General features: G+C 64.9%; 24 protein-coding genes. 8 read left to right on the top strand and 16 right to left on the bottom strand.

All coding sequences use genetic code 11. The features are described from left to right. Positions 1 to 10: 10 nt before the first annotated feature. The 12 genes from ASH00_RS02735 to ASH00_RS02680 form a co-directional block, all read right to left on the bottom strand. A complete protein-coding gene (locus tag ASH00_RS02735; RefSeq protein ID WP_235563131.1) occupies positions 11 to 1,183 on the bottom strand; it encodes a CaiB/BaiF CoA transferase family protein in 1,173 nt (390 codons plus the stop codon). 100 nt (positions 1,184 to 1,283) lie between these two features. Then, the gene (locus ASH00_RS02730) at positions 1,284 to 2,147 is read right to left on the bottom strand and encodes a fumarylacetoacetate hydrolase family protein (RefSeq protein WP_235563129.1); all 864 of its coding nucleotides are present in this window, start codon (positions 2,145 to 2,147) and stop codon (positions 1,284 to 1,286) included. Then, the gene (locus ASH00_RS02725) at positions 2,147 to 2,920 is read right to left on the bottom strand and encodes an SDR family oxidoreductase (protein ID WP_056544655.1); all 774 of its coding nucleotides are present in this window, start codon (positions 2,918 to 2,920) and stop codon (positions 2,147 to 2,149) included. Before ASH00_RS02725 ends, ASH00_RS02730 begins: the two co-directional genes overlap by 1 nt. Further along, entirely contained in the window at positions 2,921 to 3,811 is an 891-nt protein-coding gene (locus ASH00_RS02720) for a dihydrodipicolinate synthase family protein (protein WP_056544652.1), read from the bottom strand. It lies immediately after the preceding gene. Further along, on the bottom strand, positions 3,808 to 5,034 hold the full coding sequence (gene lhgO, locus ASH00_RS02715; RefSeq protein WP_056544650.1) for an L-2-hydroxyglutarate oxidase: 1,227 nt from the start codon (positions 5,032 to 5,034) through the stop codon (positions 3,808 to 3,810). The genes ASH00_RS02720 and lhgO overlap by 4 nt, the downstream gene beginning before the upstream one ends. Next, positions 5,031 to 6,260, bottom strand: coding sequence for an MFS transporter (locus ASH00_RS02710; protein ID WP_056544647.1), 1,230 nt, complete (start codon positions 6,258 to 6,260; stop codon positions 5,031 to 5,033). Before ASH00_RS02710 ends, lhgO begins: the two co-directional genes overlap by 4 nt. Beyond that, on the bottom strand, positions 6,257 to 8,437 hold the full coding sequence (locus tag ASH00_RS02705; protein ID WP_056544644.1) for a TRAP transporter permease: 2,181 nt from the start codon (positions 8,435 to 8,437) through the stop codon (positions 6,257 to 6,259). The genes ASH00_RS02710 and ASH00_RS02705 overlap by 4 nt, the downstream gene beginning before the upstream one ends. Further along, a complete protein-coding gene (locus tag ASH00_RS02700) occupies positions 8,434 to 8,934 on the bottom strand; it encodes a hypothetical protein (protein ID WP_056544642.1) in 501 nt (166 codons plus the stop codon). The genes ASH00_RS02705 and ASH00_RS02700 overlap by 4 nt, the downstream gene beginning before the upstream one ends. 12 nt (positions 8,935 to 8,946) lie before the next feature. After that, a complete protein-coding gene (locus ASH00_RS02695; protein ID WP_056544639.1) occupies positions 8,947 to 9,957 on the bottom strand; it encodes a TAXI family TRAP transporter solute-binding subunit in 1,011 nt (336 codons plus the stop codon). Between the two features lie 62 nt (positions 9,958 to 10,019). Then, positions 10,020 to 10,613, bottom strand: a complete 594-nt coding sequence (locus ASH00_RS02690) for a carboxymuconolactone decarboxylase family protein (RefSeq protein ID WP_056544637.1) — start codon at positions 10,611 to 10,613, stop codon at positions 10,020 to 10,022. Then, a complete protein-coding gene (locus ASH00_RS02685) occupies positions 10,606 to 11,403 on the bottom strand; it encodes an SDR family NAD(P)-dependent oxidoreductase (RefSeq protein ID WP_235563128.1) in 798 nt (265 codons plus the stop codon). The genes ASH00_RS02690 and ASH00_RS02685 overlap by 8 nt, the downstream gene beginning before the upstream one ends. 226 nt (positions 11,404 to 11,629) lie before the next feature. Beyond that, positions 11,630 to 12,292 carry a GntR family transcriptional regulator gene (locus ASH00_RS02680; RefSeq protein ID WP_056544631.1) on the bottom strand — a complete coding sequence of 221 codons (663 nt, stop codon included), beginning with the start codon at positions 12,290 to 12,292 and terminating at the stop codon, positions 11,630 to 11,632. Between the two features lie 174 nt (positions 12,293 to 12,466). On the opposite strand from ASH00_RS02680, the gene ASH00_RS02675 reads away from it, so the two are divergent. Further along, a complete protein-coding gene (locus ASH00_RS02675) occupies positions 12,467 to 13,009 on the top strand; it encodes a hypothetical protein (protein WP_056544628.1) in 543 nt (180 codons plus the stop codon). Between the two features lie 39 nt (positions 13,010 to 13,048). Here the strand turns inward: ASH00_RS02675 and ASH00_RS02670 are convergent, their stop codons facing one another. Next, complete coding sequence (locus tag ASH00_RS02670) at positions 13,049 to 13,318, bottom strand: hypothetical protein (RefSeq protein ID WP_056544625.1); 270 nt, start codon at positions 13,316 to 13,318, stop codon at positions 13,049 to 13,051. 4 nt (positions 13,319 to 13,322) lie between these two features. Between ASH00_RS02670 and ASH00_RS02665 the strand changes: the two genes are divergently transcribed. Beyond that, a complete protein-coding gene (locus ASH00_RS02665) occupies positions 13,323 to 13,607 on the top strand; it encodes a hypothetical protein (protein ID WP_056544622.1) in 285 nt (94 codons plus the stop codon). Between the two features lie 91 nt (positions 13,608 to 13,698). Here the strand turns inward: ASH00_RS02665 and ASH00_RS02660 are convergent, their stop codons facing one another. Together ASH00_RS02660 and ASH00_RS02655 are read right to left on the bottom strand one after the other, a co-directional pair. Continuing rightward, positions 13,699 to 14,469 (bottom strand): response regulator transcription factor, encoded by a 771-nt coding sequence (locus tag ASH00_RS02660; protein ID WP_056544619.1) that lies wholly within the window; start codon positions 14,467 to 14,469, stop codon positions 13,699 to 13,701. Positions 14,470 to 14,481: 12 nt separating this feature from the next. After that, complete coding sequence (locus ASH00_RS02655) at positions 14,482 to 16,134, bottom strand: ATP-binding protein (RefSeq protein WP_056544615.1); 1,653 nt, start codon at positions 16,132 to 16,134, stop codon at positions 14,482 to 14,484. A 160-nt stretch (positions 16,135 to 16,294) separates the two neighbouring features. Here ASH00_RS02655 and ASH00_RS02650 point away from each other — a divergent pair, with 160 nt between their 5' ends. Further along, positions 16,295 to 17,491, top strand: a complete 1,197-nt coding sequence (locus ASH00_RS02650) for an ROK family transcriptional regulator (protein WP_056546532.1) — start codon at positions 16,295 to 16,297, stop codon at positions 17,489 to 17,491. 164 nt (positions 17,492 to 17,655) lie between these two features. On the opposite strand, the gene ASH00_RS17095 is transcribed toward ASH00_RS02650, so the two are convergent. Further along, the gene (locus ASH00_RS17095; protein WP_268760477.1) at positions 17,656 to 17,778 is read right to left on the bottom strand and encodes a hypothetical protein; all 123 of its coding nucleotides are present in this window, start codon (positions 17,776 to 17,778) and stop codon (positions 17,656 to 17,658) included. Here ASH00_RS17095 and ASH00_RS02645 point away from each other — a divergent pair. From ASH00_RS02645 to ASH00_RS02625, 5 genes are all read left to right on the top strand, one after another. Then, positions 17,777 to 19,879: a heavy metal translocating P-type ATPase gene (locus ASH00_RS02645; protein ID WP_056544612.1), complete on the top strand. Its 2,103-nt coding sequence runs from the start codon at positions 17,777 to 17,779 to the stop codon at positions 19,877 to 19,879. The genes ASH00_RS17095 and ASH00_RS02645 overlap by 2 nt on opposite strands. Before the next feature lie 20 nt (positions 19,880 to 19,899). Further along, the gene (locus tag ASH00_RS02640; protein WP_056546529.1) at positions 19,900 to 20,490 is read left to right on the top strand and encodes a DUF305 domain-containing protein; all 591 of its coding nucleotides are present in this window, start codon (positions 19,900 to 19,902) and stop codon (positions 20,488 to 20,490) included. 173 nt (positions 20,491 to 20,663) lie between these two features. After that, positions 20,664 to 22,025, top strand: coding sequence for an extracellular solute-binding protein (locus ASH00_RS02635; protein ID WP_056544610.1), 1,362 nt, complete (start codon positions 20,664 to 20,666; stop codon positions 22,023 to 22,025). Positions 22,026 to 22,147: 122 nt separating this feature from the next. After that, complete coding sequence (locus ASH00_RS02630; RefSeq protein ID WP_318532998.1) at positions 22,148 to 23,002, top strand: carbohydrate ABC transporter permease; 855 nt, start codon at positions 22,148 to 22,150, stop codon at positions 23,000 to 23,002. Beyond that, a complete protein-coding gene (locus tag ASH00_RS02625) occupies positions 22,999 to 23,907 on the top strand; it encodes a carbohydrate ABC transporter permease (protein WP_082565850.1) in 909 nt (302 codons plus the stop codon). Before ASH00_RS02630 ends, ASH00_RS02625 begins: the two co-directional genes overlap by 4 nt. Positions 23,908 to 23,911: the final 4 nt, after the last annotated feature.

Genomic DNA, 23,911 nt, shown 5'->3' with positions numbered 1-23,911 from the left:
CAACGTACTTTCAGTGAGAAGTGGTGGTGGTCGACAGCGCGGCGAACGTCGCATCGTTATGTTCGCCGAGCAGCGGCGGCAGTCTCCGGTAACTGGCAGGAGTCTCGGAGAGATGGATTGGGTTGGCGACCTGGTGGCTGGTGCGCGGGCCGGCGTCGTCGGCCATTTCGACGGCGGGATCAAGTCCCAGCTCCTCAGCCAGTTGGAGCGCCTCCACAATAGAGTTCACCTTCCCGGCCGGAACGCCCTCCTTCGACAGGACGGCGGACCACTCGGCCGCAGGACGCTTGGCGAGCTGCTTCTCAAGACGCGCCTTCAGCTCGTCGCGGTGGGCCACGCGCTGGGTGTTGGTCTCGAACCGGGGGTCCGTTGCCATCTCAGGCACCCCAAGAACCCGCACCAGGCCGGCGAACTGCCGGTCGGTCCCGACGGCGACAGCCAGCGGTCCGTCCGCGGTGGCCAGCGTTTCGTAGGGCGCGATCGACGGGTGCGCGTTCCCCATCCGCTGCGGTGCCTCGCCGGTGGCCAGCGTGCTCGACGCCTGGTTCACCAGCCCCGCCAGCAACGACGACAGCAGGTTCACGTCGATCCGCTGCCCCTGCCCGGTCGCGTCCTTGTGCCGCAGCGCAGCCAGAATCCCGAGTGCCGCGTTCTGCCCGGTGACCACGTCGACCAGCGCCACGCCCACCTTGCTCGGCTCCGAATCCAGGGACCCGGTCACGCTCATCAGTCCGCCGACGGCCTGCACCAACAGGTCATACCCCGGAAGGTGGGCCCCCGCCGTCGAACCGAATCCGGTGATGGAGCAGTAGATGAGGTCGGGTTTGAGCGCGTGCAGCGTCTCGTAGTCCAGCCCGAACTTCTTCATCACGCCGGGCCGGAAGTTCTCGATGATCACATCCGAGCTCAGCGCCAGCTCCTTAGCGCGCGCCAGCCCCTCGTCGGTCCGCAGGTCACACACCACCGAGCGTTTGTTCCGGTTCACGCTCGAGAAGTACGTGCCGACGCCGTGCTCGTCGACGGGCGGTGTCCAGGAACGGGTGTCATCCCCGGCAGGGCTCTCCACCTTGATGACGTCCGCCCCGAAATCGGCAAGCATCATCGACGCATACGGCCCCGCGAGAACACGGGAAAAGTCCGCCACCCGAACGCCCTCGAGAGGGCCTGATCCTGACGTGCCCATCGTCATCTCCTTACTTTTGGTGCATCGAGTGGGCGCTGGTTACGTGCTCCCTGCCGGGAACCCGTTCTCAGCGCCCACTCGATGGTGGTGCTCTTGTAACTCAGGTTCCTTGCGTCACGGGGTTGGTCAGCGTACCCACGCCCGCCACCCGCGCCTCAGCAACATCCCCGGGCTTGATGTGGATCGCGCCCGGCGTGCCTGTCGAAATGATGTCGCCCGGGAACAGCGGCATCACCTTCGAGTGGAAGCTGATGAGGAACTCGGGGCTGTACCGCATGTGCGCCACGGTATTGGTCCGCAGCACCTCACCGTTCACCACAGTGGACACCTCCATGTCCGCGAGCATCCCGTCACCCACCGCCTCGGCCAGCGGCACAATCCGCGGCCCAAACGAAAAGAACCCGGGGAAGTTCTTGGACCGCGTCAGGAACCGCGGGTTCCGCTGCAGAATGTCCTCCGCTGTCTGGTCCAGCACGGGCACTACGCCGGCCACATAGTCCAGCGCGTCCTCCACCTCCACATTGCGGCAGTACCGCCCGATGACGACGGCGACTTCCCCCTCCGCGGTGGTCCGCTCGCTCTGCGACGGGATGGGGATGTCCTCGCCCGGGCCGATGATGGTGTGGTCGCCCTTGATGAACGACGCCGGCTCCTCCGGTACACCCTCGGACAGGTCCGAGGCGTGCTCCACGTAGTTCAGTCCGATGCCCCACAGCATCCGCGGGTGCCGGTAGGGCGGGCCGTAGGTGACGGAGTCCGGATCACGAAACGCGCCGTCGTCGACGGTGGAAACGAGTGACTCCAGTTTGTCGAGCAACTCTTCCGAGAGGATTTCCCGGACGTCGCCCTGCCAGCCGGGAATCAGATCCCGGACCAGCGCGAGCCCGCGTCGGGGATGTACTACGGCGGCAATCTCCTCCGCTCCCTCGCGGATCGAGCACAAGTGCACAGTATGGTTCATCATCAGTAGCTCCTTACCAGTCCGCCGTCGCAGCGGATCTGTTCACCGGTCACATAGGCGGCCGGCTCACTTGCCAGGAAAGCGACGACGGCGCCGAACTCCTCCGGCTTCCCGTACCTTCCGGCGGGGATGGTGGCCTCGGACGAGGCCCGGGCCTCCTCGGGCGTTTTGCCGGTGCGCTTCGCGGCGCCCGCATCCAGCGAGGCCACGCGGTCGGTATCGATCCGGCCCGGCAGCACCATGTTCACGGTGACACCGTCCTTGGCGACCTCGCCTGCCAGCGTCTTCAGGTACCCGGCGAGCCCGGCACGGCCGATGTTGGACAGCGCCAGGTTGGGCAGCGGACTCTGCACACCGGAGGAGCCGACGGCGACAATCCGTCCCCAGCCCCGCTCCCGCATCCCGGGCAGCACCAACGAAACAAGGCGGATGTGCTGCACCAGCAGCTGGTTCACGGCGGCCAGCGTCTGCTCATCCGACACATCGGCGGCGCCACCGGGCGGCGGGCCGCCGCTGTTGAGGATCAGTACATCGATGGGCCCGAAGGCCTTCTCCGCCTCGGCGACCAGATGCTCCGGTGCGCCGTCCTGGTTCAGGTCAATCCCGATCCCGACGGCGGACGGCAGCTTTCCTGCCTCGGCCTGCACCACGTCCTCGCGTCGGGCGGCGAGCACCACATTGGCGCCCTCCGCGGCCAGCGCCTGAGCGATGGCCAGCCCGATCCCGGAGCTTGAACCCGGCACCAGTACGTTCTTCCCGTTGAGACCCATTTCCATCTAGGCAAGCTCCTTAACAGCATCGAGGTGTGCGTCGATCATGTCGGCCAGTTCAGCAGGCAGCGTTGGCGCCGGCGGGCGGACCAGGGCTTCGGCGATGATGCCGCGCCTACGAAGGATCTCCTTGCGCAGGGCCAGCCCAATTCCGGGCTGTCCCTCGAAGTTCGCCAACGGTAACCACGGCGCAAAGACGTCGCGGGCGGCACGGAAGCCGCCGTCGTCGTTCGCGGTAATGGCAAGCTGCAGTGCTTCCGGGTGGGAGAAGCCGGTCATGGCGCCGGCGGCACCGGCCGCGAGCTCATCGATCAGGCCGACACCGCCGAGCCCGCCGAACACCGGCACGTCCGTGGCTCGCGTCAACTGGGCAATCGCGGCAGCCGTGGGCGGTGCCTCGGACTTGATGGCCGAGATGAACGGGCAACGCTCGACGACGGCGAGAATCTGCGCGGTGCTGATCTTCACTCCGGAGGCCACAGGGTAGTCCTGCAGCACGATGTCCGCGCCGGTTGCCTCATGGATTGCGGTGAAGTGGGCGGTCAGCAGGTCCGGGTTCGGTGTATTCGCCTGCACCATGAGCGAGGCGAGGTTCGACCCCGCAGCCTCGACGGCGGTGCGCGCCTGCTCAATCGCGACGTTAGTACTGCGCGCCGACAACCCCACAATCAGCGGTGTTTCCCCAGCAGCTTCAGCAACCGTTGAGACGGTCAGGGCCTGCTCACGGGTATCCAACGTGCCGCCCTCGCCGAACACGCCGAGCACCACCATGCCGGTGGCCGGAATGTGGGTGTAGAGCTCCACCTCCCGCTTCAGCGACTCGGTATCGACGGCGAATGACGGGCCGGTGAACGGCGTGGCCAGCACACCCCAGAGCCCCTTCTTCAAGTGCGTCATGCAACTTCCTTACTGTCTGAATCAAGGACAAGCGAAACAATGTGCTCAGCAATGGCGAGCGAGGAGGTCGCGGCCGGTGACGGCGCATTCCGTACCGCCAGCACCGATCCATGGTGGGAAATCCGGAAGTCGTCCACCAGCGAACCGTCGCGGTCCAGCGCCTGGGCGCGGATGCCGCTCGGCCCGGGAACGACGTCGTCGACGGTCAGCTCCGGCACGTACTTGCGTGCCTCGTTCACGAAGCGGCGCTTGCTCAGCGAGCCCACCATTTCGACGGCGCCCGTCTTCCAGTGCTGCTTCGCGAAGGCCCGGAAACCGGGGTAGCCGACTGCGTCCCCGAGGTCGCGCGGGGAGACCGTGCCCCAGCCGTAAGCCTCACGGGCCAGCGCCAGTACGGCGTTGGGACCCACCATGACCTCGCCGTCCGTCCGCGGCGTCAGGTGCACGCCGAGGAACGGGTAGCGCGGATCCGGCACCGGGTACACGAGCCCCCGCACCAGCGAACGCTTCTCGGGCTTGAGCAGGTAGTACTCACCGCGGAACGGCACAATCTTCGGATCCTCACGGTCACCGGCCAGCCCGGCCACCCGGTCCGCCTGCAGCCCGGCGCAGATAATCACCGAGTCGAAGATCTCCCAGGTGTCCGTGCCGTTGTGGGTCCCGGTCACCAGCGTCTCTTTCCCGCGCTGGGTGATGCCGGTGACCTCGAATCCCGTGTGCACGGTTCCTCCGGCCGCGACCACGTCTTCCGCAAAGGAACGGGTCACCGCACCGTAGTCCACGATCGCCGTGTGCGGGGAATGCAGCCCGCCCACTCCCTCAACATGCGGCTCAAGTTCGCGCAGCTCTGCGCGGTTGATGATCCGCACGCCCGGGACTCCGTTGGCCTGGGCGCGGGCCATGATGTCACCCAGCCGCGATTCCTCCACCGCGTCCCGGGCGACAAGCACCTTGCCGATCTCGTCATAGGCGAGGCTACGCTCGCCGCAGTACTCCTTCAACAGTTCCACGCCGCGTCGGCACAGCTTCGCCTTCAGCGACCCGGGCGTGTAATACAGCCCGGCATGGACCACGCCCGAGTTCCGCCCGGTCTGGTGGGCGGCAAGCGAATCTTCCTTCTCAAGCACGGTCACCGATGCGTCCGGCTGCTGCTGGAGCAGCCGGCGCGCGACGGCGGTTCCCAGGATGCCGCCGCCGATCACCGCATAGCGTGTGGCTGTCATGAAGTCTCCTTTACAGGGTTCGAAAATGGACGCCGCAGCGTGAAGACCGACACGCCGCGTGCGCGGCGAATCATCCTCCGCCCGATGCGGAACGTAATGGCTGCAGCCAACGCAACAACTCCGGCCACCACCCAGGCAGTGGAATACGACGTGGCGCTCACCAACAGGCCGAACAGCAGCGGCCCGCCGGCCGCGCCGAGCGAGAGCCCGGTCTGCACAACACCGGTTGCAGACGCTGCAGCCTGCCGGTTATCGCGCACGACGGCGAAGTGCAGCAGTCCCGGCCAGGTCCAGCCTGCGCTGTAGGCGAGGAGTGTGCCGGTCACCATCAGCGCCGTGGAGCCGACACTGAGCATGAGATAGCCGACGACGCCGGCCACCAGCAGATTGGCGATCAGTACGTAGGGGCTGCGGGTGGGCATCTTGTCCATGAGCGCACCGAGGAGGATGCGGATGCTGAGGCCCACTACCGCGGCTGCCGCGAAGATGAACCCGGCGGTGCTGGGCTCGATCCCGGACTGCACCATCGAGTCCACGAGGAACACCCCCAAGGAGGTGGCGGCCGCAGCAGCGAGGCCGGCGCCGATTGTGAGGACAACCAGCCCGGCGCGCGGGGTGCCGCGGTCCTCTGGGTGGCCGGCCGTCGTCGTCGTTGTCAGTGGTGCCTGACCGCGGAAGAAGGCCCAGACCGCCAGGCACAGCGCCAGTCCGGCGCCGAAGAAGAACGCGTATCGCCAGCCGAGCACCAGGGCTATGCCCGGAACGGCAAGGCCGCCCAGCAGCGATGCCATTGGGATGGACGACTGCTTCACGCCGAACGCCAGGCCCAGCCGGTTGCTGCCGATGCTGCGGGAAATGCCGAGGTTTGCCGAGGGCTGGGCCATGGCGTTGGCAAGGCCACCGATGAACAGCGCCGCCACCAAAACGGGAAATGACGGTGCTGCACCGGCGCCTGCCAACGCCACGGTCGCGAGAATGGCCGAGAAGACCATGCCCCGCCCTGCTCCCACCCGCTGGACAACTCCTCCAAGCGGGCGGGCGAGGGTTCCGGAGACCGCAAACAGCGTTGCTGCTGCGATGCCCATCTGCGCCGGCCCCAGATCGAGGTCGTCGCGGATCTGCACCGCCAGCGCGCCCAGAAGGAACGCCGGCAGTACTCCGGTGGTAGTGACCGAGACGGCCTGCAACAGGGTGGTTACAGGCCGCCCGGAGGACGGTAGGTTCACGAGGTCGATTCAGCCGTCCGTGAGCGGTCAGTTCCTGAACGTTCCGGCGTGGTCGAATCGTCATGCGGGTGCCGCTTCATCCGGACCACATGCATCACAAGGCCGAGGGCGATCAGCGCGCCGCCGACGATCAGGTACATCGGCTCCATCACCAGCATCGGCAGCGAGCCGACGCCGATGAGCAGGCGCTCAAGCCAGTTGGCCGGGCCCATGATCCAGCCGCCGGTTGCCACGGCCAGGGCCGCTACGGCGATGGTCGAGACCACCAGCGCCATCAGCACGGTGCCGAATCCGCCCTGCATGAGCAGGCCGATACCCGGGCCGGTGAGCACGAAGATGAACGGAACCAGGAAGGCAGAGAGGGTGTACCGCCAGGTGAGCCACATGGTCTTGATCGGCTTGCCGCCCGTGATGGCCGACGCCGCGAACGGGGAGAGCGCGGTCGGAGGGGACACTTCGCTGAGAACGGAGTAGTAGAAGATGAACATCGCAGCGGCGAAGGCCGGGACGCCGACATCCTGCAGCGCCGGGCCGATGATGACCCACGAGATGATGAAGCTCGCCGTCACCGGCACCGCGAGGCCCAGCAGGATCACCGAGATCGCCGAGAACAACGCGGTGAGGAACAGGCTGCCGCCGGCGAAGTCCACGATGATGTTCGCGAGCTTCAGGCCCAGCCCGGTGAGCGTCATGATGCCCACGATCAGGCCGGCCGCCGCCATGACGGGGATGACCGAGAGGGCGCCGGTGGCGCCGGTGGCCAGCGCATCCCAGATGCGCTTGGGGGTCATCCAGGACTTGCGGTCCAGGAAGCTGAGCAGGAACGCAAGGATTGTCGCGTACACCACTGCGCGGAACGGGGTCATGCCGGTGGCCATGAACACCACGATCGCGATCAGGGAGCTGAAGTGGTAGCCGAAGCGCAGCAGCAGTTTGCCGGCCTTCTGGGTTTCCATGTCCACCGGCTGGGTCTTGAACCTGCGGGCGTCCATCTCAATGGCGAGGATGATGCCGAGGTAGTAGAGCAGCGTGGGGATCGTCGCCCAGATCAGCACCTCGAGGTAGGAGACGTTCAGCAGCGCGGCAATGATGAAGGCCGCAGCGCCCAGGGTCGGCGGAGACATGATCGCGCCGATACCGGCAGCAGCCAGAACTGCGCCACCGTGTTCCTTCGGGTAGCCTGCCTTTTTCAGCAGCGGCCAGGAAATACCACCGAGGGTCACCGTGGTGGCCACCCCCGAGCCGGAGACGGTACCGAGCAGGAAGCCTGCCAGCGTCACTGTACGGCCCGGACCTGACTTGGACTGACCGAACGCGGAGAAGGACAGGTCAATGAAGAACTTGGTGGCCCCCGACGCCGTCAGCACGGCGCCGTAGATGGTGAACAGGATGATGTACGTCGCCGCGACGTCCGTGGGAACACCGAAGATGCCCTGCGTTCCCATCACGTTGTGGCCCACGAGGCGGATCCACCCGAACGACGACGTCTGGAACGGATCCGGAATATACGGACCGAAGTAGGCGTAGGCGAAGAATCCGGCCACGACGATCGGCACCAGGATGCCCACCGTCCGCCGGCAGGCTTCCAGCACTACGAGGATGGCGATGGTGCCCATGATGAGGTCGAGGTAGGTGGGGATGATCGCCCGGCGGAAGAAGGCGTCCCAGTCGGAAATGATGTAGGCAAACGGGACAACGGCGATGATCGCCAGCGCCCAGTCCAGAATGTGCGGGTTATCGCTCTTGCCGGCCGCTTTGTCCTTGTCGGACCGGCCCCAGCCGCGGTAGACGAGGAACGTCATTGACAGCCCGATCATCAGAAACGCGGGAAGGTAGAACTGCGTGGCCATGGGGTTGAACACCCAGTACAGGCCGAAGAGGGACAACGCCACGCCGACTGCCTTGATGATGGCGGCGGGCGTTCCGGTGAGGTGCCGGGCGGGTTTCTCCGCCTCGAACTCGGCAATCAGCGCCTCTTCGTCGAACTTGCCGTCCGTGTCCTTGTAGGGATCGGGGGAGCCGGTGAACTTCTGGTCGGCAACCCTGCTGTGGACAGCCCGATGGGAGCCTTTGCCGTGTTTCTCCCCGCGGCCGTGTTTCTCGCCGGGCGGCTGATCCTCGGACGGTGGCGACTTATGCGCAGCTACGGCTCCCTTGCCGTCAGGTCGCTCGGTCATTGGGTCTCCTTGATATCTAGCACAACAAACGGATTGGCGTTCCCCACCAGCGGCCACAGTTCCAGCGGCGGCTCTCCGGGGACGTGGAGGGTGCGCTGCCCCAGATCGGTGGCAGCGATTGAGAGGGTGTCAAAGACCACCGGACGCTCAGGGTTCGGCGGCACAACGTAATTGCGTCGGTCGGACGGACCGGCGGCTGTAGGGGCATCGGGGACGCCGTAGTACTCCTCGAGGACAGCGAGCTGATCAGCCGCTATCTGCACCAGGCGGTAGGAACCGTCCGGCTGCACCTCGTAGCGTTCCTCGGCGAGGGTCTGGTAGATCGAGTTGCGGTAGCTCACCGCGAAGGTGCCCCCGTCAAGGGGCACACGGGCAAGCTCGCCGCCGTCGTTTGTCACTGTCAGGAAACGCTGGGTGGGGCCAGCGTTTCCGGCGGTCACGCCGGCCAGTGTGCCAAGGCACACCAACACGGCAACGACGACGGCGAGCTTACGCATGTCCGGTCAGCCTTAGCCGGCCTGGTCGTAGTACGCCTGGGCGCCTGGGCAGGTCTCAACGAAGGGCACGTCACCGGCGGTGGCGGCGTCCATCTCCTCCGCGGCGGGGTGGACCTGGATGAGCTGTTCCTTGTTCTCGAAGAGTGCGGTGGTGATGTCCTCCTGGAGCTGCTCATCCATGCTGGACGGAGCAACAAGGATGTTCGGCGAGGCGATCACGGAGATCGGCTCAGTCTGTCCCTCGTAGGTCTCGGCGGGGATTTCCTGCTCGACGTAGTACTCGCCGTATTCCTCGGCCATCGAAGCTGCGTACTCTCCGATGGGCACAATCACCATGTCGCCGTCGGCCGCGAGGTCGATCAGCGCGCCGGTGGGCAGCCCGCCTGACCAGAAACCGGCGTCGATGGTGCCGTCACGCAGGGCTGCCACTGTTTCGGCAACCCCGAGCTGGCGGCGGTCGATGTCAGCTTCGGGATCCAGTCCGGCTGCCTCCAGGGTACGGATTGCGGCAACCTCGGTAGCCGAACCCGGTGCGCCCACGGAGACGACCTTGCCCTTCATGTCCTCGACACTCTGAATTCCGGTGCCCTCAACCGTGACGGGCTGCAGGAAGTTGTTGTAGACGTTGCCGAGCGAGCAGATCTCCTGGGCCTTGCCCTCGAAGTCATTGACGCCTTCAACGGCATCCGCAACGACGTCGCCCACGGCAAGGGCGAGGTCAGCGGCCCCGCTTTCGAGCAGCAGGATGTTGTCTACCGACGCGTTGGTCTCCTGGACCGTGGCGTCGTAGCCCTCAACGTTCTCGCGGATGACAGTCGCGAAACCGCCGCCCAGCGGGTAGTAGACGCCGCCGGTGCCGCCGGTTGCGATGGACAGGGTGCCGCCTTCGCCGCTGTCCGCGCCGCCGCCGTCACCTCCTCCGCTGGGTGCCGGACTTCCACAGGCGCTCAGGAACAGTGCCGGTGCAAGGAGTGCGGCGGCAGCAATGCGCGATCCGCGGACCTTGTTCGAGGTGCTGGTCATGGATATCTCCCTTGATATGTGTTGGGTTTTTGGTGCGGTGTTGATTTTCATGGGTGTGATCTTCACTGCTGGTGCCCCTCCTCTGGAGCGGTGTCAGCCGGGGCTGGGACGTCAGCCACGGCAAGCAGTCCGGCGAGGGTGCGGTAGTACCCTACGAGGACTGAAATTTCGGTGAGCCCGCTGTGCCCGAAGTGCTTCTGTGCGGTGGCGCGGATGGTTTCATTCACTCCGGCTTCGGTCACCAGTTCGCGGGTGAGTTCGAGGGCTGCAGCCTCGCTGTCGGAGACGCTCGCCGGGACGCTGCCTGCCTGCAGTTGGCTCAGTTCCTCCGCTGAAACGCCGACGACGACGGCCGCCCGGCTGTGCGCGTACCACTCGTACTCGGAATTGAGGGCTGCCGCGACAGCGCAGATCACCAGTTCCCGGGTGCGGTCGGGGAGTTCGCCGCCGAATCGAAGCGCGGCGCCGAGTTCCTGGACCGCGTTGCCGATTGCCGGTGCGAAGAGGAGGGCGTTGAACGGGCCGGCGAGGGTGCCGTCGTCGTGCATGATCCGGAACGGACCGTTGGCGCGCGGGCCGGCAGTAATCTTTTCGTAGAGGTCCTGCTGGTCCGGTGACAGGTCCGCGGGCTGCAGGAGGGGGAAGTGGTTAAACAAGGGTCCGCCCTCCGTCCACGTAGAGGACATGCCCGGTGACAAAGGAGGCCTGCTCGGAGGCGAGGAAGAGCACGGGGCCGGTGAGGTCATCGACACTGCCGAGCCGCCCTGCTGGAACCAGCGAGGTGTAGTGCTCGCGGACGCCGGGCTTGTCCAGATGGGTGCGGGTGAGATCCGTTTCGGTGTAGCCGGGGGCTATGGCGTTGACGGTCACGCCGCTGGAGGCCCATTCGCGGGCCATGACGCGCATCATCTGGTTGATGCCGCCCTTGCTGGCCGCGTAAGGGGCGTGATCCGGATGGGCGAGGAGGCCCGAGACTGAAGAGCAGTAGATCTGGCGGCCCCAGCCTGCGCTGACCATGTGCTTGCCCGCGGCCTTGCCGAGGCGGAAGGCGCTCGAGAGGTTGATGTCGAGGGTGCGCTGCCAGTCCTCGTCCGCAGTGTCGAGGACCGGGACCCGCTGGTTCATGCCGACCGCGTGGAGGAGGATGTCGATGCCGCCGAGTACTTCGACCGTTGCCTGGACAGCGTTCTCGCAGCCTTCGGCGGTGGAGAAGTCTGCGGTGAGGCCGTTCTCGTGGGCCGTCAGGCGTGACTCGTCAATATCGGCGACGACCACGCGGGCACCAGCTGCGGTGAAGGCAGCGGCACAGGCTTCCCCGATGCCGCCGGCTCCTGCAATCAGCACGCGCCGATCGGTGAGTCCTAGCCAGTTCTCCACGAAATGCGATCCCTTTGCGTCGTCGTTGTTGGTGTCATCGAAATAAGCGCTATTGGAGATTGTATACAAAAATGGGACGGAATGTAACCCCGGTCACACACGAGAAGTTACCAGAGGTAACTTCGTTGCGGGAGGGGTTCGGAGGAGTGTTACGAGAGTGTGACATGTTACTGAGTAGGGGCGAGCAACCTGGACAAAGCGGTGCATTATTCCCTGTATGCCAGCCTTGGGTGAGACACTTCGGACCAACTTGCTCCAACTTGAGTCCGGATCGCTCATCACCTCGTCCGGATTCCTACTTGGCGTCGAGGAACTTCCGGAGGGCGTCCACGGCGTGGTCGCGATGCTCATCCATGTGCTTGACGAGCCGGTCGGCGTCCCGGTCCGCGAAGGCGTCGATGATGAGGTTGTGCTCTTCCTCGACGAGGTGGCGGTTGGTCGGAACGCCATAGTAGACAAACCGGTAGGTATCAGTGGCGTCCCAGAGGACCTGGATGAGCCGGTCGAGCCGCGGCATCCCCGAGGCGGAAAGCAGCACAAAGTGGAACCGGCGGTTGGCTTCGGTCATGGGCAGGATGTCCGCTGCGGCGCTGGCCGCCTCGACTTCGCGGGCGGCGTCTTTCATCGCCTGCAGCACCGAGCTGTCGGCACGTTTCACGGCGGCGTACGCGGCTTCAGTCTCCAGGAGCTGCCGGATGCGGTACGTCTCAAGAAGGTCCGCGAGGGAGAGCCGGGCAACTTTGAACCCGCGATGCGGCTCGTAGACAATCTGCCCCTCGCCCTCGAGGATCTTGAACGCCTCGCGCAGCGGAACCCTGCTGACGCCAAGCCGTTCGGCGAGGGCGTCCTGCCGCAGCGGCTCGCCGGGCTGGACTTCACCGGCGATGATCATGCGGCGCAGCTCAGCGAGGGCGAAGGCCTGCGCGGTGGGGGGCCGCTTGGGCGATGTGCCGGCCATCTACGCGTCCTCCCTCTGCTCCCGCTGACTCGTCTATAGCTTCACGACGCTATAGCTTCACGTCGCCGCATTCCTGACGACTCTAGTTCAACACAGCAGCGGGTTTCGGATTGCTCTGGATCTGACCATTCTTGAGGAAAGCTTCGGCCAAAAGCGCATAGTGGCTTGATCTGGATGGGTCACAGTGGAGGAAGACTCCTCCGGACCGGACCGTTCGCCGGCCCGGAGGTCGACTTCTTTGACGGGTTGGGAGCAAGTGCGGTGGCCTGGCTGAAGAACAAACGAACCTCGGCAGTATCCGGTGTGCCCGCACTGGCCCGGGCGGCATCGACTGAAGCACTTGAGGACTGTGTTCCCGCAAACCTGCCGGTGCACCGTCCCGAAGTCATCACACAACTGGGTGAGGAACTGGCGACTCTCGCCGATGCCCTCCGCTACCGGGACAACTTTGCCCGGCTCCTGCCCAAGCGCATCCGGGACCTTGAGGCGGATCTTCGGTCAAAGAGCTCCAAGAACCTCGAAGACGCCGAGGGTACTCTCCTGAGCCTCAACGTTGGCGCCACCATGGTCGGAGCCCCGAGACTGCAGTACGTCGCGGACCGGTGCTTGTCCGACTTCCGCGGCGGCCGCGAAATGAGCTGCCTGCCGGCACTCGTGGGTGAAGCCGAGCGGTTCCTCATGTTGCTGTCAGGGCCGGAGGACGCGACCCTCGATTGAGCTTGCCGATCAGTTATCCAATGGTTGCCGGAACGTGATTCATGCCGTCCGCTGTGGGGATACCGTGGTGAAGATGTTGTCGCGATATAGCACCCAGAGATCAGCGGGAATCCTTGCGGTTTCAGCGGCCTTACTCGCTGCCGGTTGTGCGGCTTCGCCTGTCTCGACTTCGCCGACATCCCCACCGACGCAGAGGCAGACACCGACAGCATCCGCACCGACACCCTCCCCGGTGTCACCGTCATCGTCAGAGCCACAGTCCCCGTCCGCCTCGACTCCTGCTCCCAGCAGCTCCGCTCCTGCGCCCAACAGTATGGAGATCTCAGCTCTCCAGGACGTCCTGATTTCCCTGGAGCCCCTCGAAGACGTCATGGTGGGTATGATTCGCGAGGGGGACGTGGCAACCGCCCTCTGCTTTGTTCCGGAAGCCCAAACGCAGGCCGGTGACACTGGAAGCGCAGTCAGGATTGAAGCGGGACAGGACACCGGTTATGTCCCAGTCACCAACTTCCCGCCTGATCCCGCAGACCGGACAAATCTTTTCGACGTCGGAGAAGACGCCCTGCGCACCAAACTGCCAACCTGTTCCAGCACGTAGTCGGCCTGCGCGCAGTACTAGCGACCGCAGTACTAGCGACCGGAGTACTAGCGACCGGAGCAAAAGACACCGGAGCATTAGTCGACCGGCGTCACTCCACCGGGATCATCCGGTAGCCCACGCCCCGAACAGTCTTGATGAACCGGGGCTCCCGGGTGTCCTCGCCGAGCTTCTTCCGGAGATTCCGGATGTGCACCTCAACGAGGTGATGATCGTCCGTCCACCCCTCACCCCACACACGCTCAAGCAGGGTCTCCCGGGTCCACACCCGGCGGGATCCGGTGATGAGCGTTGCGAGCAGATCGAACTCAATCTTGGTCAGCGGCAGCTCCTCACCCCCAAGCCGCGCCACCCTTCCCTCAACATCGACCGAGAGACTTCCATGAACGACGACGCCGTCAACTGCGTTCCCCGCTGCAGCTTCAGTTCCAGCCGCGTCCCGTGACACAGCGTCCCGTGACCCCGACCCGCTGTCGACAAAGGAGCGCGGACGGCGGAACATAGCCGCAACCCTTGCCCGCACCTCACGCGGACTGAACGGCTTGATAATGAAGTCGTCTGCCCCGATCTCCAGGCCCAATACCCGCTCAATTTCTTCGACGCGGGCCGTGATCATCACAATGTAGGCATCGGTCTCCGGCCGCAGCTGGCGGCAGACCTCCATGCCGTCGAGATCCGGCAGGTTCAGGTCCAGGGTCACCAGGTCCGGTTTATGTTCCCGGACCAGGGCGAGCGCTTCCCTTCCACTCGCAGTTTCGATGATGTTGAACCCCACCATCGAAAGCGTGAGCACCAGGAGCTCGCGGATGTCGGGATCATCCTCCACCACCACGGCCGTGCGTTCGAAGGAGTCAGTACCCATGGGATGAACCTTTCATGATCGCGGCAACTCGATGACCACCGTGGTTCCTTCGCCCAGCTCGGACTGGATGACCAGCGATCCGCCGTGCCGTTCCACAGCCTCGGCAGCTATCGACAGGCCCAGCCCGGTACCGGGGATCTCCGCGGCCACCGAGTTGGTCGCGCGGTAGAAGCGGGTCAGCAGCTGGGGGAGCTCGTCTGCTGGAATACCCATGCCTGCGTCTTCGACCGTCACCTGCACTGCGCCGCTCTCGGTTGTGAAGCTCACGGTGACCTTCCCGCCGTCGGGACTGAACTTCACCGCGTTGGACAGCACATTCACGAAAGCGCGCTCGAGCAGCGCCCACATGCCGTTCACATACAGCGCCTGATCAGTAGGCAGGACCTGAATCGAGACGTTCTTCCTGGCAGCGAGCGGCAGCAGGTCTGCGGTAACCGTCTCAAGCAGATGAACCACATCAATCGACGTGCGGCCAAGCGCCGTACCGGCGTCGAGCACTGACAACGCAAGAACGTTCTCCACGAGGCTGCTCAGGCGCTGACCGTTGCGCTCAATGATCTTCAGCATCTTCTCCGCCGGCGCGGGCAGATCACCGCCGTCGCCGTCCTGCAGCAGCTCAACGTACCCGAGGATCGAGGAGAGGGGAGTGCGCAGCTCATGGTGCACCGTGGCCACAAAACCGTTCTTGGCTGCATCCAGTTCGCGGAGTCTGTCCACCACCTGCTGCTGGCCGACGATCAGCTGGCCCTGGATCATCCCGTGGGCAAGGTTCCCGAGCAAGTGTTGCAGCAGGGCGATCTCGGCACCCGACCACTTGCGCGCGCCGCGGTCTGCAACGATCCATAGGAGGCCGAACGGCGTAGCGCCCTCGCCGATCGGCAGCAGCAGGCCGCTGCTGTCGAAACCCTCCATTCTGGCGTGAATTTTGGGCAGCGTATCCGGAACCTCAGTGAGCTGCCCGGCGATCACTGCGAGGGAACCCGAGGTACGCCACAGCTCAGTCCCGAGCACCCACAGCTCATCCAGTAATTCACTGACGTCATTCGGTTGAGCGCTTCCGACACCGCGCTGCCAGCGGGCACCACCGTAGGAAACCCGGGCGTCGTCAAAGGTATGAAGGGTCACGTCCTCAGCGCCGAGTGCTTCACCGATTCCCCGCAAGGCCAGTTCAACCATGTCCGCTGGTTCGTTGGTCTGGCGGATGTCGTCGGAGATGCGCCGCACCCGGTCCCGCAGGAACGCCGATTCATTCCGCCGTTCTTCGCGAAGCCGGTTACGGTGGATCGCGGTATTGACCCGGTGCAGCAGCTCCTCGGAGGCAATCGGCAGCAGCAGGTAATCGCTGGAGCGCATCGCCAGCTCGGGATGGGACGTCACCTGCTCGGCCGACTTCGCTGTCAGCACCACCGGGATATTCCGCGGCAGCAGGTGGTCGGCTTCCTTGGCGATGGTCGCCAGATACTCCAGTGCAATGTCCGCACCGACGACGGCGACATCAGCCGTGAGCTCCCGCGCCGCCTCGATGGCCGGGCTGACTGTGCTGTGCGCGGCTACGGTGAAACCGGCGTTGCGCAGGCCGCCGGCAAGTTGGTTGAGTAGGTCGATGTCCGAGTCGACCACCAGGGCAGTGCCCCCGGTAGTAGTGATCTCGCTGGTTGCGCGCAAGACTCGTCCCCTTGTGTTCAATATTGCAGACCGTTGGTACAGCAGGTTCTGCCGAGTCTAGCGATGTGCCGGTTGTCCCGCTGACAGGGAACGGTAGGATCGTGCATCAGCCGCCCCGACGAAAGGCCCGAACGTGCGCCGTGGCACCAATCTTCCCCGGATGGGGGACTTTAACCAGAGTGTCATTCTCGATGCCATCCGCCGGTCCAGCGAGGGCCTCAGCAGGGTTGAACTGGTGGATCTGATCGGCCTGTCACCGCAGGCCGTCTCCAACATCACCCGGCGCCTGCTCTCCGAGGAACTGATCGTGGAGGCCGGCAAATCCGGCAGCGGACCGGGTAAGCCGCGGACCATCCTGCGCATCAATCCATCCGGCCGGTACGCCGTCGGCGTGCACCTGGACCCTGCGCTGATGACGGTGGTGCTGATGGACCTGATGGGGGTGGTACTGCACCGCCGGGTGCGCGATACACCGCTTGGCACCGAGCCGGGCCAGATCATCGACGCGATTGCCGGTGAGGTACGCGCCCTGCTCGCCGAGTCATCCGTGGACCAGACCCGCATCGAAGGAATCGGGGTGGCACCTCCGGGGCCGATCGATCAGCCGGCGGGCGCCGTCGTCGACCCTCCCCTCCTGATGGGCTGGCACCGTGTTCCGCTGCGGGATGCGCTCGCGGAGGCCACCGAGATGCCGGTCTTCGTGGAGAAGGATGTGACAGCGGCAGCGGTTGCGGAGATCTGGGGCGGCGGCCACGGGAGCACGCAGAGCTTCGTCTTCGTCTATATCGGCACGGGTATCGGCAGCGGCATAGTGGTGGACGGTGAGGTGCTGCGCGGAACCTCAGGCAATGCCGGGGAGATCGGGCACATCGTGACGGACCCCAACGGCCCCGAGTGCGCCTGCGGGATGCGCGGATGCATTGCGGTGACATGTGATCCGCAGTCGCTCGTGCGCGAAGCCGAGCGCGCCGGCGTGCTGAGCGCGGAGCGGCACCGCAGCGGCGATGTGGCAGACGGGCTCGTGCGGTTGTGCGCAGCGGCGGAGGCGGGGGACAGGATCGCCTGCGACATCATCACCACTGCTGCCGTGCGCACGGCCCGCGCTGTGTCGGTCCTCGCCAACGTGCTCGACGTCGACCGCGTGGTCTTCGGCGGGCCGTTCTGGGCGCCGTTGGCGAACCGGTACCTGGAGGTGGTGCCGTCGTCGTTATTGGACTTCCGGGCTGCGCGGAGTATCCATCCGGTGGAGGTGGTTTCCACCGGGATCGGCGACGACGTTGCGGCCGTCGGAGCCGCCTGCCTCATGCTTGAGCGGACGCTGGGTCCGCGGGCCGAGCGATTGATGTTGGCGCGCTAGCTTCCCCTTGATTTTTGCGCACCTCCGGTGACTTTGCATGCCGTGGAAGTCACCGGAGGTGCGCAAAATTTCCGGGGTTGACGGATACCCCCTGGGGGTATAGCTTACTGGTACCGGAGTCAGGAAGTCCGAGCCCGCTCACCGGGCCGCATACTCCTTGAAGGTCATTCGATGCCGCCGTCGCTCATCTGGTTGATGTTCAGCGGCAGGCCAAACATTCCTCCATCAACGCCTGACTTTCCAGGTCCCTCGGAAGGCTTTTCCTGAGGGCCGAAGGGAATCATCATGAAACACCAGACTTCCGGCCACGCGGGTGCGCAGGTCGCGGACCATGAAACGCCGGAACACCTCGACCATTCCTCCCACGCCGATTCTGGAGTGCATACGCATGGCCAGCATGCCGGGCACTCCACCGCGATGTTCAAAAATCGGTTTTGGATCAGCCTGGTCCTGGCCGTCCCCGTTGTCCTGTTCAGCCACATGTTCGCGGAAATCGTCGGCTACACACCGCCCGAGTTTCCCGGCGTACTGTGGATCTCACCGATTCTGGGCACCATCATTTTCCTCTACGGCGGTGCGCCGTTCCTCAAGGGCGGCATTTCCGAGCTGAAGTCCCGTCAGCCCGGCATGATGCTGCTGATTGCCATGGCCATCAGCGTCGCCTTCATCGCGTCCTGGATCACCACCCTTGGGATCGGGAACTTCAACCTCGATTTCTGGTGGGAACTGGCTCTGCTGGTGGTGATCATGCTGCTGGGCCACTGGATGGAAATGCGTGCCCTCGGCTCAGCCGCCGGCGCCCTCGACGCCCTGGCGGCACTCCTGCCGGATGAGGCGGACAAGGTGACCGACGCCGGTATCGAGACTGTGCCGGTCAGCTCGCTCGCGAGCGGGGATATAGTCCTGGTCCGCTCCGGTGCCCGCGTTCCGGCCGACGGCGACATTGTCGACGGCGCCGCCGAGTTCGATGAGTCGATGATCACCGGTGAGTCCCGCACCGTCTCCCGCGCCGTCGGCGAGAAAGTGGTGGCTGGCACGGTCGCAACGGACAACGCCGTGCGGGTGCGCGTCACCGCCGTCGGCTCCGACACCACTCTGGCCGGTATCCAGCGTCTGGTCGCCGAAGCCCAGGCCTCCTCCTCCAAGGCGCAGGCCCTCGCTGACCGTGCGGCAGCGCTTCTGTTCTACTTTGCGCTCACCGCGGGCATCCTCACCTTCATTGCCTGGCTGCTGCTCGGCAGTCCGGATGATGCGGTGATCCGGACCGTGACCGTGCTGGTGATCGCCTGCCCGCACGCCCTCGGCCTGGCGATTCCGCTGGTCATTGCCATTTCCACGGAGCGCGCGGCCAAGAGCGGAGTGCTGATCAAGAACCGGATGGCGCTGGAGCGCATGCGGACCATCGACGTCGTGCTGTTCGACAAGACGGGCACGCTCACCGAAGGCCGTCACGCGGTGACCGCTGCCGCCGCCACCGGCGGTGTTGCAGAGGCGGAACTGCTGGCCCTGGCCGGCGCTGCCGAATCCGACAGCGAGCACCCGGTGGCCCGTGCCATTGTGCAGGCGACAGCGGACAATCCTGACGCCGTAGCCTTCGGTTTCCGTGGCACCGGGTTCTCGTCAATGACGGGACGGGGAGTGCAGGCGGTAGTCAACAGTTCCCGGATCGCTGTCGGCGGCCCCAACCTGCTCCGGGAACTCTCCCTCGATACGCCGCCGGACCTGAGCGGCGCCGTCCAGGAGTGGATGGGCCGCGGCGCTTCGGTGCTGCACGTGGTCCGGGACGGTGCCATCATTGGTGTGCTCCGGCTTGAGGATCGGGTACGGGATGAGTCCCGGGCGGCCGTGAAGGCGCTGCAGGATCGCGGAGTCAAGGTTGCGATGATCACCGGAGACGCGCGCCAGGTGGCTGAGGCTGTGGGTGCCGAATTGGGCATCGATGAGGTCTTCGCTGACGTTTTGCCGCAGGACAAAGACTCCAAGGTAGCCGAGCTGCAGTCACGCGGGCTCAAGGTGGCTATGGTCGGCGACGGCGTGAATGACGCTCCGGCGCTGGCCCGCTCGGAAGTGGGGATTGCGATCGGTGCGGGCACCGACGTCGCAATGGAATCTGCCGGCGTCGTGCTTGCGGGAAATGATCCGCGGTCGGTGCTGGCGATGATCGACCTGTCCCGGGCCAGCTACCGGAAAATGATCCAGAACCTCGTCTGGGCCACCGGCTACAACGTCCTCGCCGTTCCGCTGGCGGCGGGAGTGCTCGCCTTTGCGGGCATCGTGCTCTCGCCCGCTGCCGGGGCCGTGCTGATGAGCGTCTCCACCATTGTGGTTGCGCTGAATGCGCAGCTGCTGCGCAGGATCGACCTCAACCCAGACCGCATCACCCAATGAACCAGAAGGATCAGACCATCATGAAGCGTTACCTATCCCTGTCAGCGCTCGGCCTTGCCGCCGTCGTCGTGCTTGCCGGCTGTGGGGCTGCCGATCCGGGTGAATCAGCAGCCGGCTCATCCGGCGGTGAGGTGTCCGGGGAGCATAACGACGCCGACGTAATGTTCGCGCAGATGATGATTCCCCACCATGAGCAGGCGGTTCAGATGAGCGACGTCGTTCTCGCCAAGGACGGCCTCAGCCCCGAGATCACTGAGCTGGCCACCCAGGTCAAGGACGCCCAGGCGCCCGAAATCGAGACGATGACCGGCTGGCTCGATGCCTGGGGAGAGCCGGTTGAGGGCCACCACATGGAATCTGCTGACGGCGAGGACGGCATGGACGGCATGCTGAGCGAGGACCAGATGGGTGAGCTTGAGGTCGCCCAGGGCGAGGAGGCAGCGCGCATGTTCCTCGAGTCCATGACCGCTCACCACAACGGAGCCGTGGACATGGCACAGGAGGAAATCGAGAACGGCGAGAACCCTGAGGCCATTGCGCTCGCCGAAGACATCGTCGAAACGCAGGAGGCGGAAATCGAGGAGATGAAGGAGTTGCTCGCGGAACTGTAGGCGGCAGGCTCTAGGCTGGTTTCCACCACCGTTGATTTGGCAGGACACGCCCTGAATGGTTGGCCATGAGGGCGTGTCCTGCTCTTTCAAGCGGGGATTGTGGGTTAAATCCACTCGATGTACTATTTCCGGTATCGGAAGTCTCCCGATGCCTAAGTTTCAAAGGAGAAACCATGCGCGGCGCCTCTCGAACCCTCCCAGCAGCGGCGGTTGCCGCGCTCCTCGTCCTCAGCGGCTGCGCAGGCGGCGGCGGAGAGGAGGAGGCCACGGACAACACCCTGCGGATCATCTACCAGAAGGCCGGCGAGGCCTCTCCGCTGGACACCCTCATGCAGACCACCAAGGAACAGTTCGAGGCCGCCAATGAGGGCGTCACCGTGGAACTTGAGCCGGTCGAGGGCACTGATGAGGACTACAACACCCGCCTTGCGCTCTCGCAGCGCTCGCCGGATACCGCTCCGGACGTCTTCTATGAGGACACCTTCCGCCTCCGCTCCGACGTTGAGGCCGGGTACTTGCTCAATCTCGACGAACACCTAGCCGGCTGGGATGAGTGGGACGCCTTCAACGAGCGCGCAAAGGAAGCAGGAAAGGCGGACGACGGCGGCACCTACGCGGTGCCGCTCGGCACCGACACCCGGGTCATCTGGTACAACAAGCAGGTGCTCCAGGACGCCGGGATCGAGGTTCCCTGGCAGCCCGAATCATGGGATGACCTCCTCGAAATGGCACGTACCGTCAAGGAAGCGCAGCCCGACTCCCGGCCGTTCAGCATGTACGCGGGAACCGGCACCGGTGAAGGCACCGTCATGCAGAGCTTCTACGAGCTGCTCTACGGCACTGAAAGCGGCGGTCTCTATGATGACGAGTCATCGAAGTGGATCGCCGGATCACAGGGCTTCGTCGATTCACTGGCGTTCCTGAAGACTCTCTATGACGAGGAATTCGCCGTCACCCCGGCCGAGGCCCTCGATCCCAACGTGTGGCAGGTAGTCCTCGGCACCATGCTGCCCGAGAACCAGATGGCAGCCACGGTGGAAGGTTCCTATGCGCCGTCGTTCTGGCAGGAAGGTGGCATGTTCGAGTGGCCGGAATACGCGGACGTGATGGGCGTTGCTCCGTTCCCCACCCAGAACGGACAGGAGCCCGGCGCCACCAGCATGTCCGGCGGCTGGACGCTGGCAGTCGGTGCGGGCACGGAGAACCCGGACCTCGCCTTCGAGTTCCTCACCACCGCCATGAGCCAGGAAAACCTGCTGCAGTACACGGTGGACAGCTCGCAGATCGCCGTGCGTACTGACATTGCGGAAGCGCCTGAGTACCTTGACGCAAACCCGTTCGTGGCGGATGTCTCGGCGGTGCTTGATGTTACGAACTACCGGCCCGCAACCTCCAACTATGCCGAGATTTCGACAGCGGTGCAGGAAGCCACCGAGGCCGTCATCACTGGAGGAGCCACTCCCGAGGAAGCGGCGGCAACGTACGACGAGGCGTTGACGGCGATCGTCGGCGAAGAGAACGTCGTCGAGGAGTAGCCATCTCCTCCACGGTCACTTCCCGCGGTTCGTCCTCCGGCGCCGCGCGCCGCGGCGGCAGCGGGAACAACAGCCAGGAGCGGGAGCGTAACGGACGGGCCTCCCGTTCCCTGGCGTCGGCGTTGAAGCTCATACCCCTCGCGCCGGCCATCATCCTTATCGGGATCTTTCTGGCCGGGCCGATCATCTGGTCCTTCTACGGGTCCTTCACCAATGCCGCCCTGACCGGTCCCAACGCGAAGAACCCCGAGTGGATCGGCCTGGAAAACTACACCACTCTCTTTGCCGACCCGCTCTTTCCGCAGTCACTGCTACTCACCGTTGTCTTTGTGCTGGTGTCGGCCGTGATTGGGCAGAACTTCCTTGGACTTGGCCTCGCACTGCTCATGCAGCGGGCACACAAGGCGGTTGCCGCCGTCGTCGGCGTGTGTGTGGTGGCAGCGTGGGTGCTGCCGGAAATCGTGGCAGCGTTTGTTGCGTACGCGTTCTTCTTCCGGGACGGGACGCTGAATCAAATCACCGGTTTTGCGGGCTTGCCGGCGGTGGACTGGCTCTTTGAGCATCCGATGCTCGCGATCATTCTCGCCAACATCTGGCGGGGGACCGCGTTCTCGATGATGGTCTACCAGGCGGCGCTTAATGACGTGCCGAAGGAGATCACTGAGGCCGCGGAAATCGACGGGGCGGGCGGGGCCAAGACGCTGGTTTTCGTCACCGTTCCGATGATTCGGCGCAGCATCGCCACCAACCTGATGCTGATCACTCTGCAGACCCTCGCCGTGTTCACGCTGATCTACGTGATGACCGCCGGCGGGCCCACCAACCGGAGCACCACCCTGCCGATCATGGCGTACGAGGAAGCCTTCCGCTACAGCGACATCGGCTACGGCACGGCGATCGCGGTGGTCATGCTGATCATCGGCGCCGCGTTCTCCCTCGCGTACATCCGCCTGCTGCGCGAGAGGAAACCCTCATGAGCGGGCCGGTTTCCAGTACGACGACGACGGCGGCGCCCCCGGATTCGCAGCGGTCCCGCAGCGTCCGCCAGGGTGCCCGCAGCCTGCGCCGCGGGGCGGCCAGCTGGAGCGCCAGTGTTGTTCTGGCCGTGATCGCCCTGTGTTTCGTGGTGCCGCTGAGCTGGCTGGTGCTGGCGTCCTTCGATGCTGAAGCGACGTACGAGACTGCCCTGCCGGCGTCCTTCTCGCTGGCCAATTTCACCGCCATTCTGACGCCGGAACAGACGTTTGTGCCGCTGTGGAACAGCTTCATCCTGTCCGGTGGATCGGCGGCGCTGACCGTGATTGCCGCAGTGTTGGCCGCCTACCCGCTGTCCCGCTTCAACACCCGGTTCAACCGACCGTTCCTCTACACCGTGCTGTTTGGCACCTGCCTGCCGATTACGGCGATCATGGTTCCGGTGTACAGCCTGTTTGTGCAGCTGAACCTGCTGGATTCACTCGCCGCGACCACGTTTTTCCTCGCCGCGACGTCCCTGCCGATGGCCATCTGGATGACCAAGAACTTCATGGATTCAGTGCCGGTGTCACTCGAGGAAGCGGCGTGGGTAGATGGCGCGTCCGCCATGAAAGCGCTGTGGCACATTGTGGTGCCGCTGATGCGGCCGGGACTCGGCGTCGTGTTCATCTTCGTGTTCATTCAGGCGTGGGGGAACTTTTTTGTGCCGTTCATCCTGCTGTTCTCGCAGGAGAACCAGCCCGCAGCGGTGAGTATCTTCCGGTTCTTCGGGCAGTTCGGGACGGTCGCGTACGGGCAGCTGGCCGCATTCTCGATCCTCTATGCACTGCCCGTGATTGTCCTGTACATCCTCGTCTCGCGTGTGTTCGGTGGCTCGTTTGCCATGTCCGGCGCCCTGAAAGGTTAGCTTC

This window comes from Arthrobacter sp. Soil782, from assembly GCF_001428435.1.
In the GTDB taxonomy this organism is placed as follows: Bacteria; Actinomycetota; Actinomycetes; order Actinomycetales; family Micrococcaceae; genus Arthrobacter_D; species Arthrobacter_D parietis.
The sequence above is the reverse complement of the archived record's forward strand: the minus strand, read 5'-3'. Positions and strand labels throughout refer to the sequence as shown.

Bases quoted from the DNA above. Each gene is read 5' to 3' on its own strand.
- ASH00_RS02735 (WP_235563131.1), bottom strand. From the start codon at position 1,183: ATGGGCACGTCAGGATCAGGCCCTCTCGAGGGCGTTCGGGTGGCGGAC.
- ASH00_RS02730 (WP_235563129.1), bottom strand. From the start codon at position 2,147: ATGATGAACCATACTGTGCACTTGTGCTCGATCCGCGAGGGAGCGGAG.
- ASH00_RS02725 (WP_056544655.1), bottom strand. From the start codon at position 2,920: ATGGAAATGGGTCTCAACGGGAAGAACGTACTGGTGCCGGGTTCAAGC.
- ASH00_RS02720 (WP_056544652.1), bottom strand. From the start codon at position 3,811: ATGACGCACTTGAAGAAGGGGCTCTGGGGTGTGCTGGCCACGCCGTTC.
- lhgO (WP_056544650.1), bottom strand. From the start codon at position 5,034: ATGACAGCCACACGCTATGCGGTGATCGGCGGCGGCATCCTGGGAACC.
- ASH00_RS02705 (WP_056544644.1), bottom strand. From the start codon at position 8,437: ATGACCGAGCGACCTGACGGCAAGGGAGCCGTAGCTGCGCATAAGTCG.
- ASH00_RS02700 (WP_056544642.1), bottom strand. From the start codon at position 8,934: ATGCGTAAGCTCGCCGTCGTCGTTGCCGTGTTGGTGTGCCTTGGCACA.
- ASH00_RS02695 (WP_056544639.1), bottom strand. From the start codon at position 9,957: ATGACCAGCACCTCGAACAAGGTCCGCGGATCGCGCATTGCTGCCGCC.
- ASH00_RS02680 (WP_056544631.1), bottom strand. From the start codon at position 12,292: ATGGCCGGCACATCGCCCAAGCGGCCCCCCACCGCGCAGGCCTTCGCC.
- ASH00_RS02675 (WP_056544628.1), top strand. From the start codon at position 12,467: ATGGGTCACAGTGGAGGAAGACTCCTCCGGACCGGACCGTTCGCCGGC.
- ASH00_RS02665 (WP_056544622.1), top strand. From the start codon at position 13,323: ATGGAGATCTCAGCTCTCCAGGACGTCCTGATTTCCCTGGAGCCCCTC.
- ASH00_RS02660 (WP_056544619.1), bottom strand. From the start codon at position 14,469: ATGGGTACTGACTCCTTCGAACGCACGGCCGTGGTGGTGGAGGATGAT.
- ASH00_RS02650 (WP_056546532.1), top strand. From the start codon at position 16,295: ATGGGGGACTTTAACCAGAGTGTCATTCTCGATGCCATCCGCCGGTCC.
- ASH00_RS02645 (WP_056544612.1), top strand. From the start codon at position 17,777: ATGAAACACCAGACTTCCGGCCACGCGGGTGCGCAGGTCGCGGACCAT.
- ASH00_RS17095 (WP_268760477.1), bottom strand. From the start codon at position 17,778: ATGATGATTCCCTTCGGCCCTCAGGAAAAGCCTTCCGAGGGACCTGGA.
- ASH00_RS02640 (WP_056546529.1), top strand. From the start codon at position 19,900: ATGAAGCGTTACCTATCCCTGTCAGCGCTCGGCCTTGCCGCCGTCGTC.
- ASH00_RS02635 (WP_056544610.1), top strand. From the start codon at position 20,664: ATGCGCGGCGCCTCTCGAACCCTCCCAGCAGCGGCGGTTGCCGCGCTC.
- ASH00_RS02625 (WP_082565850.1), top strand. From the start codon at position 22,999: ATGAGCGGGCCGGTTTCCAGTACGACGACGACGGCGGCGCCCCCGGAT.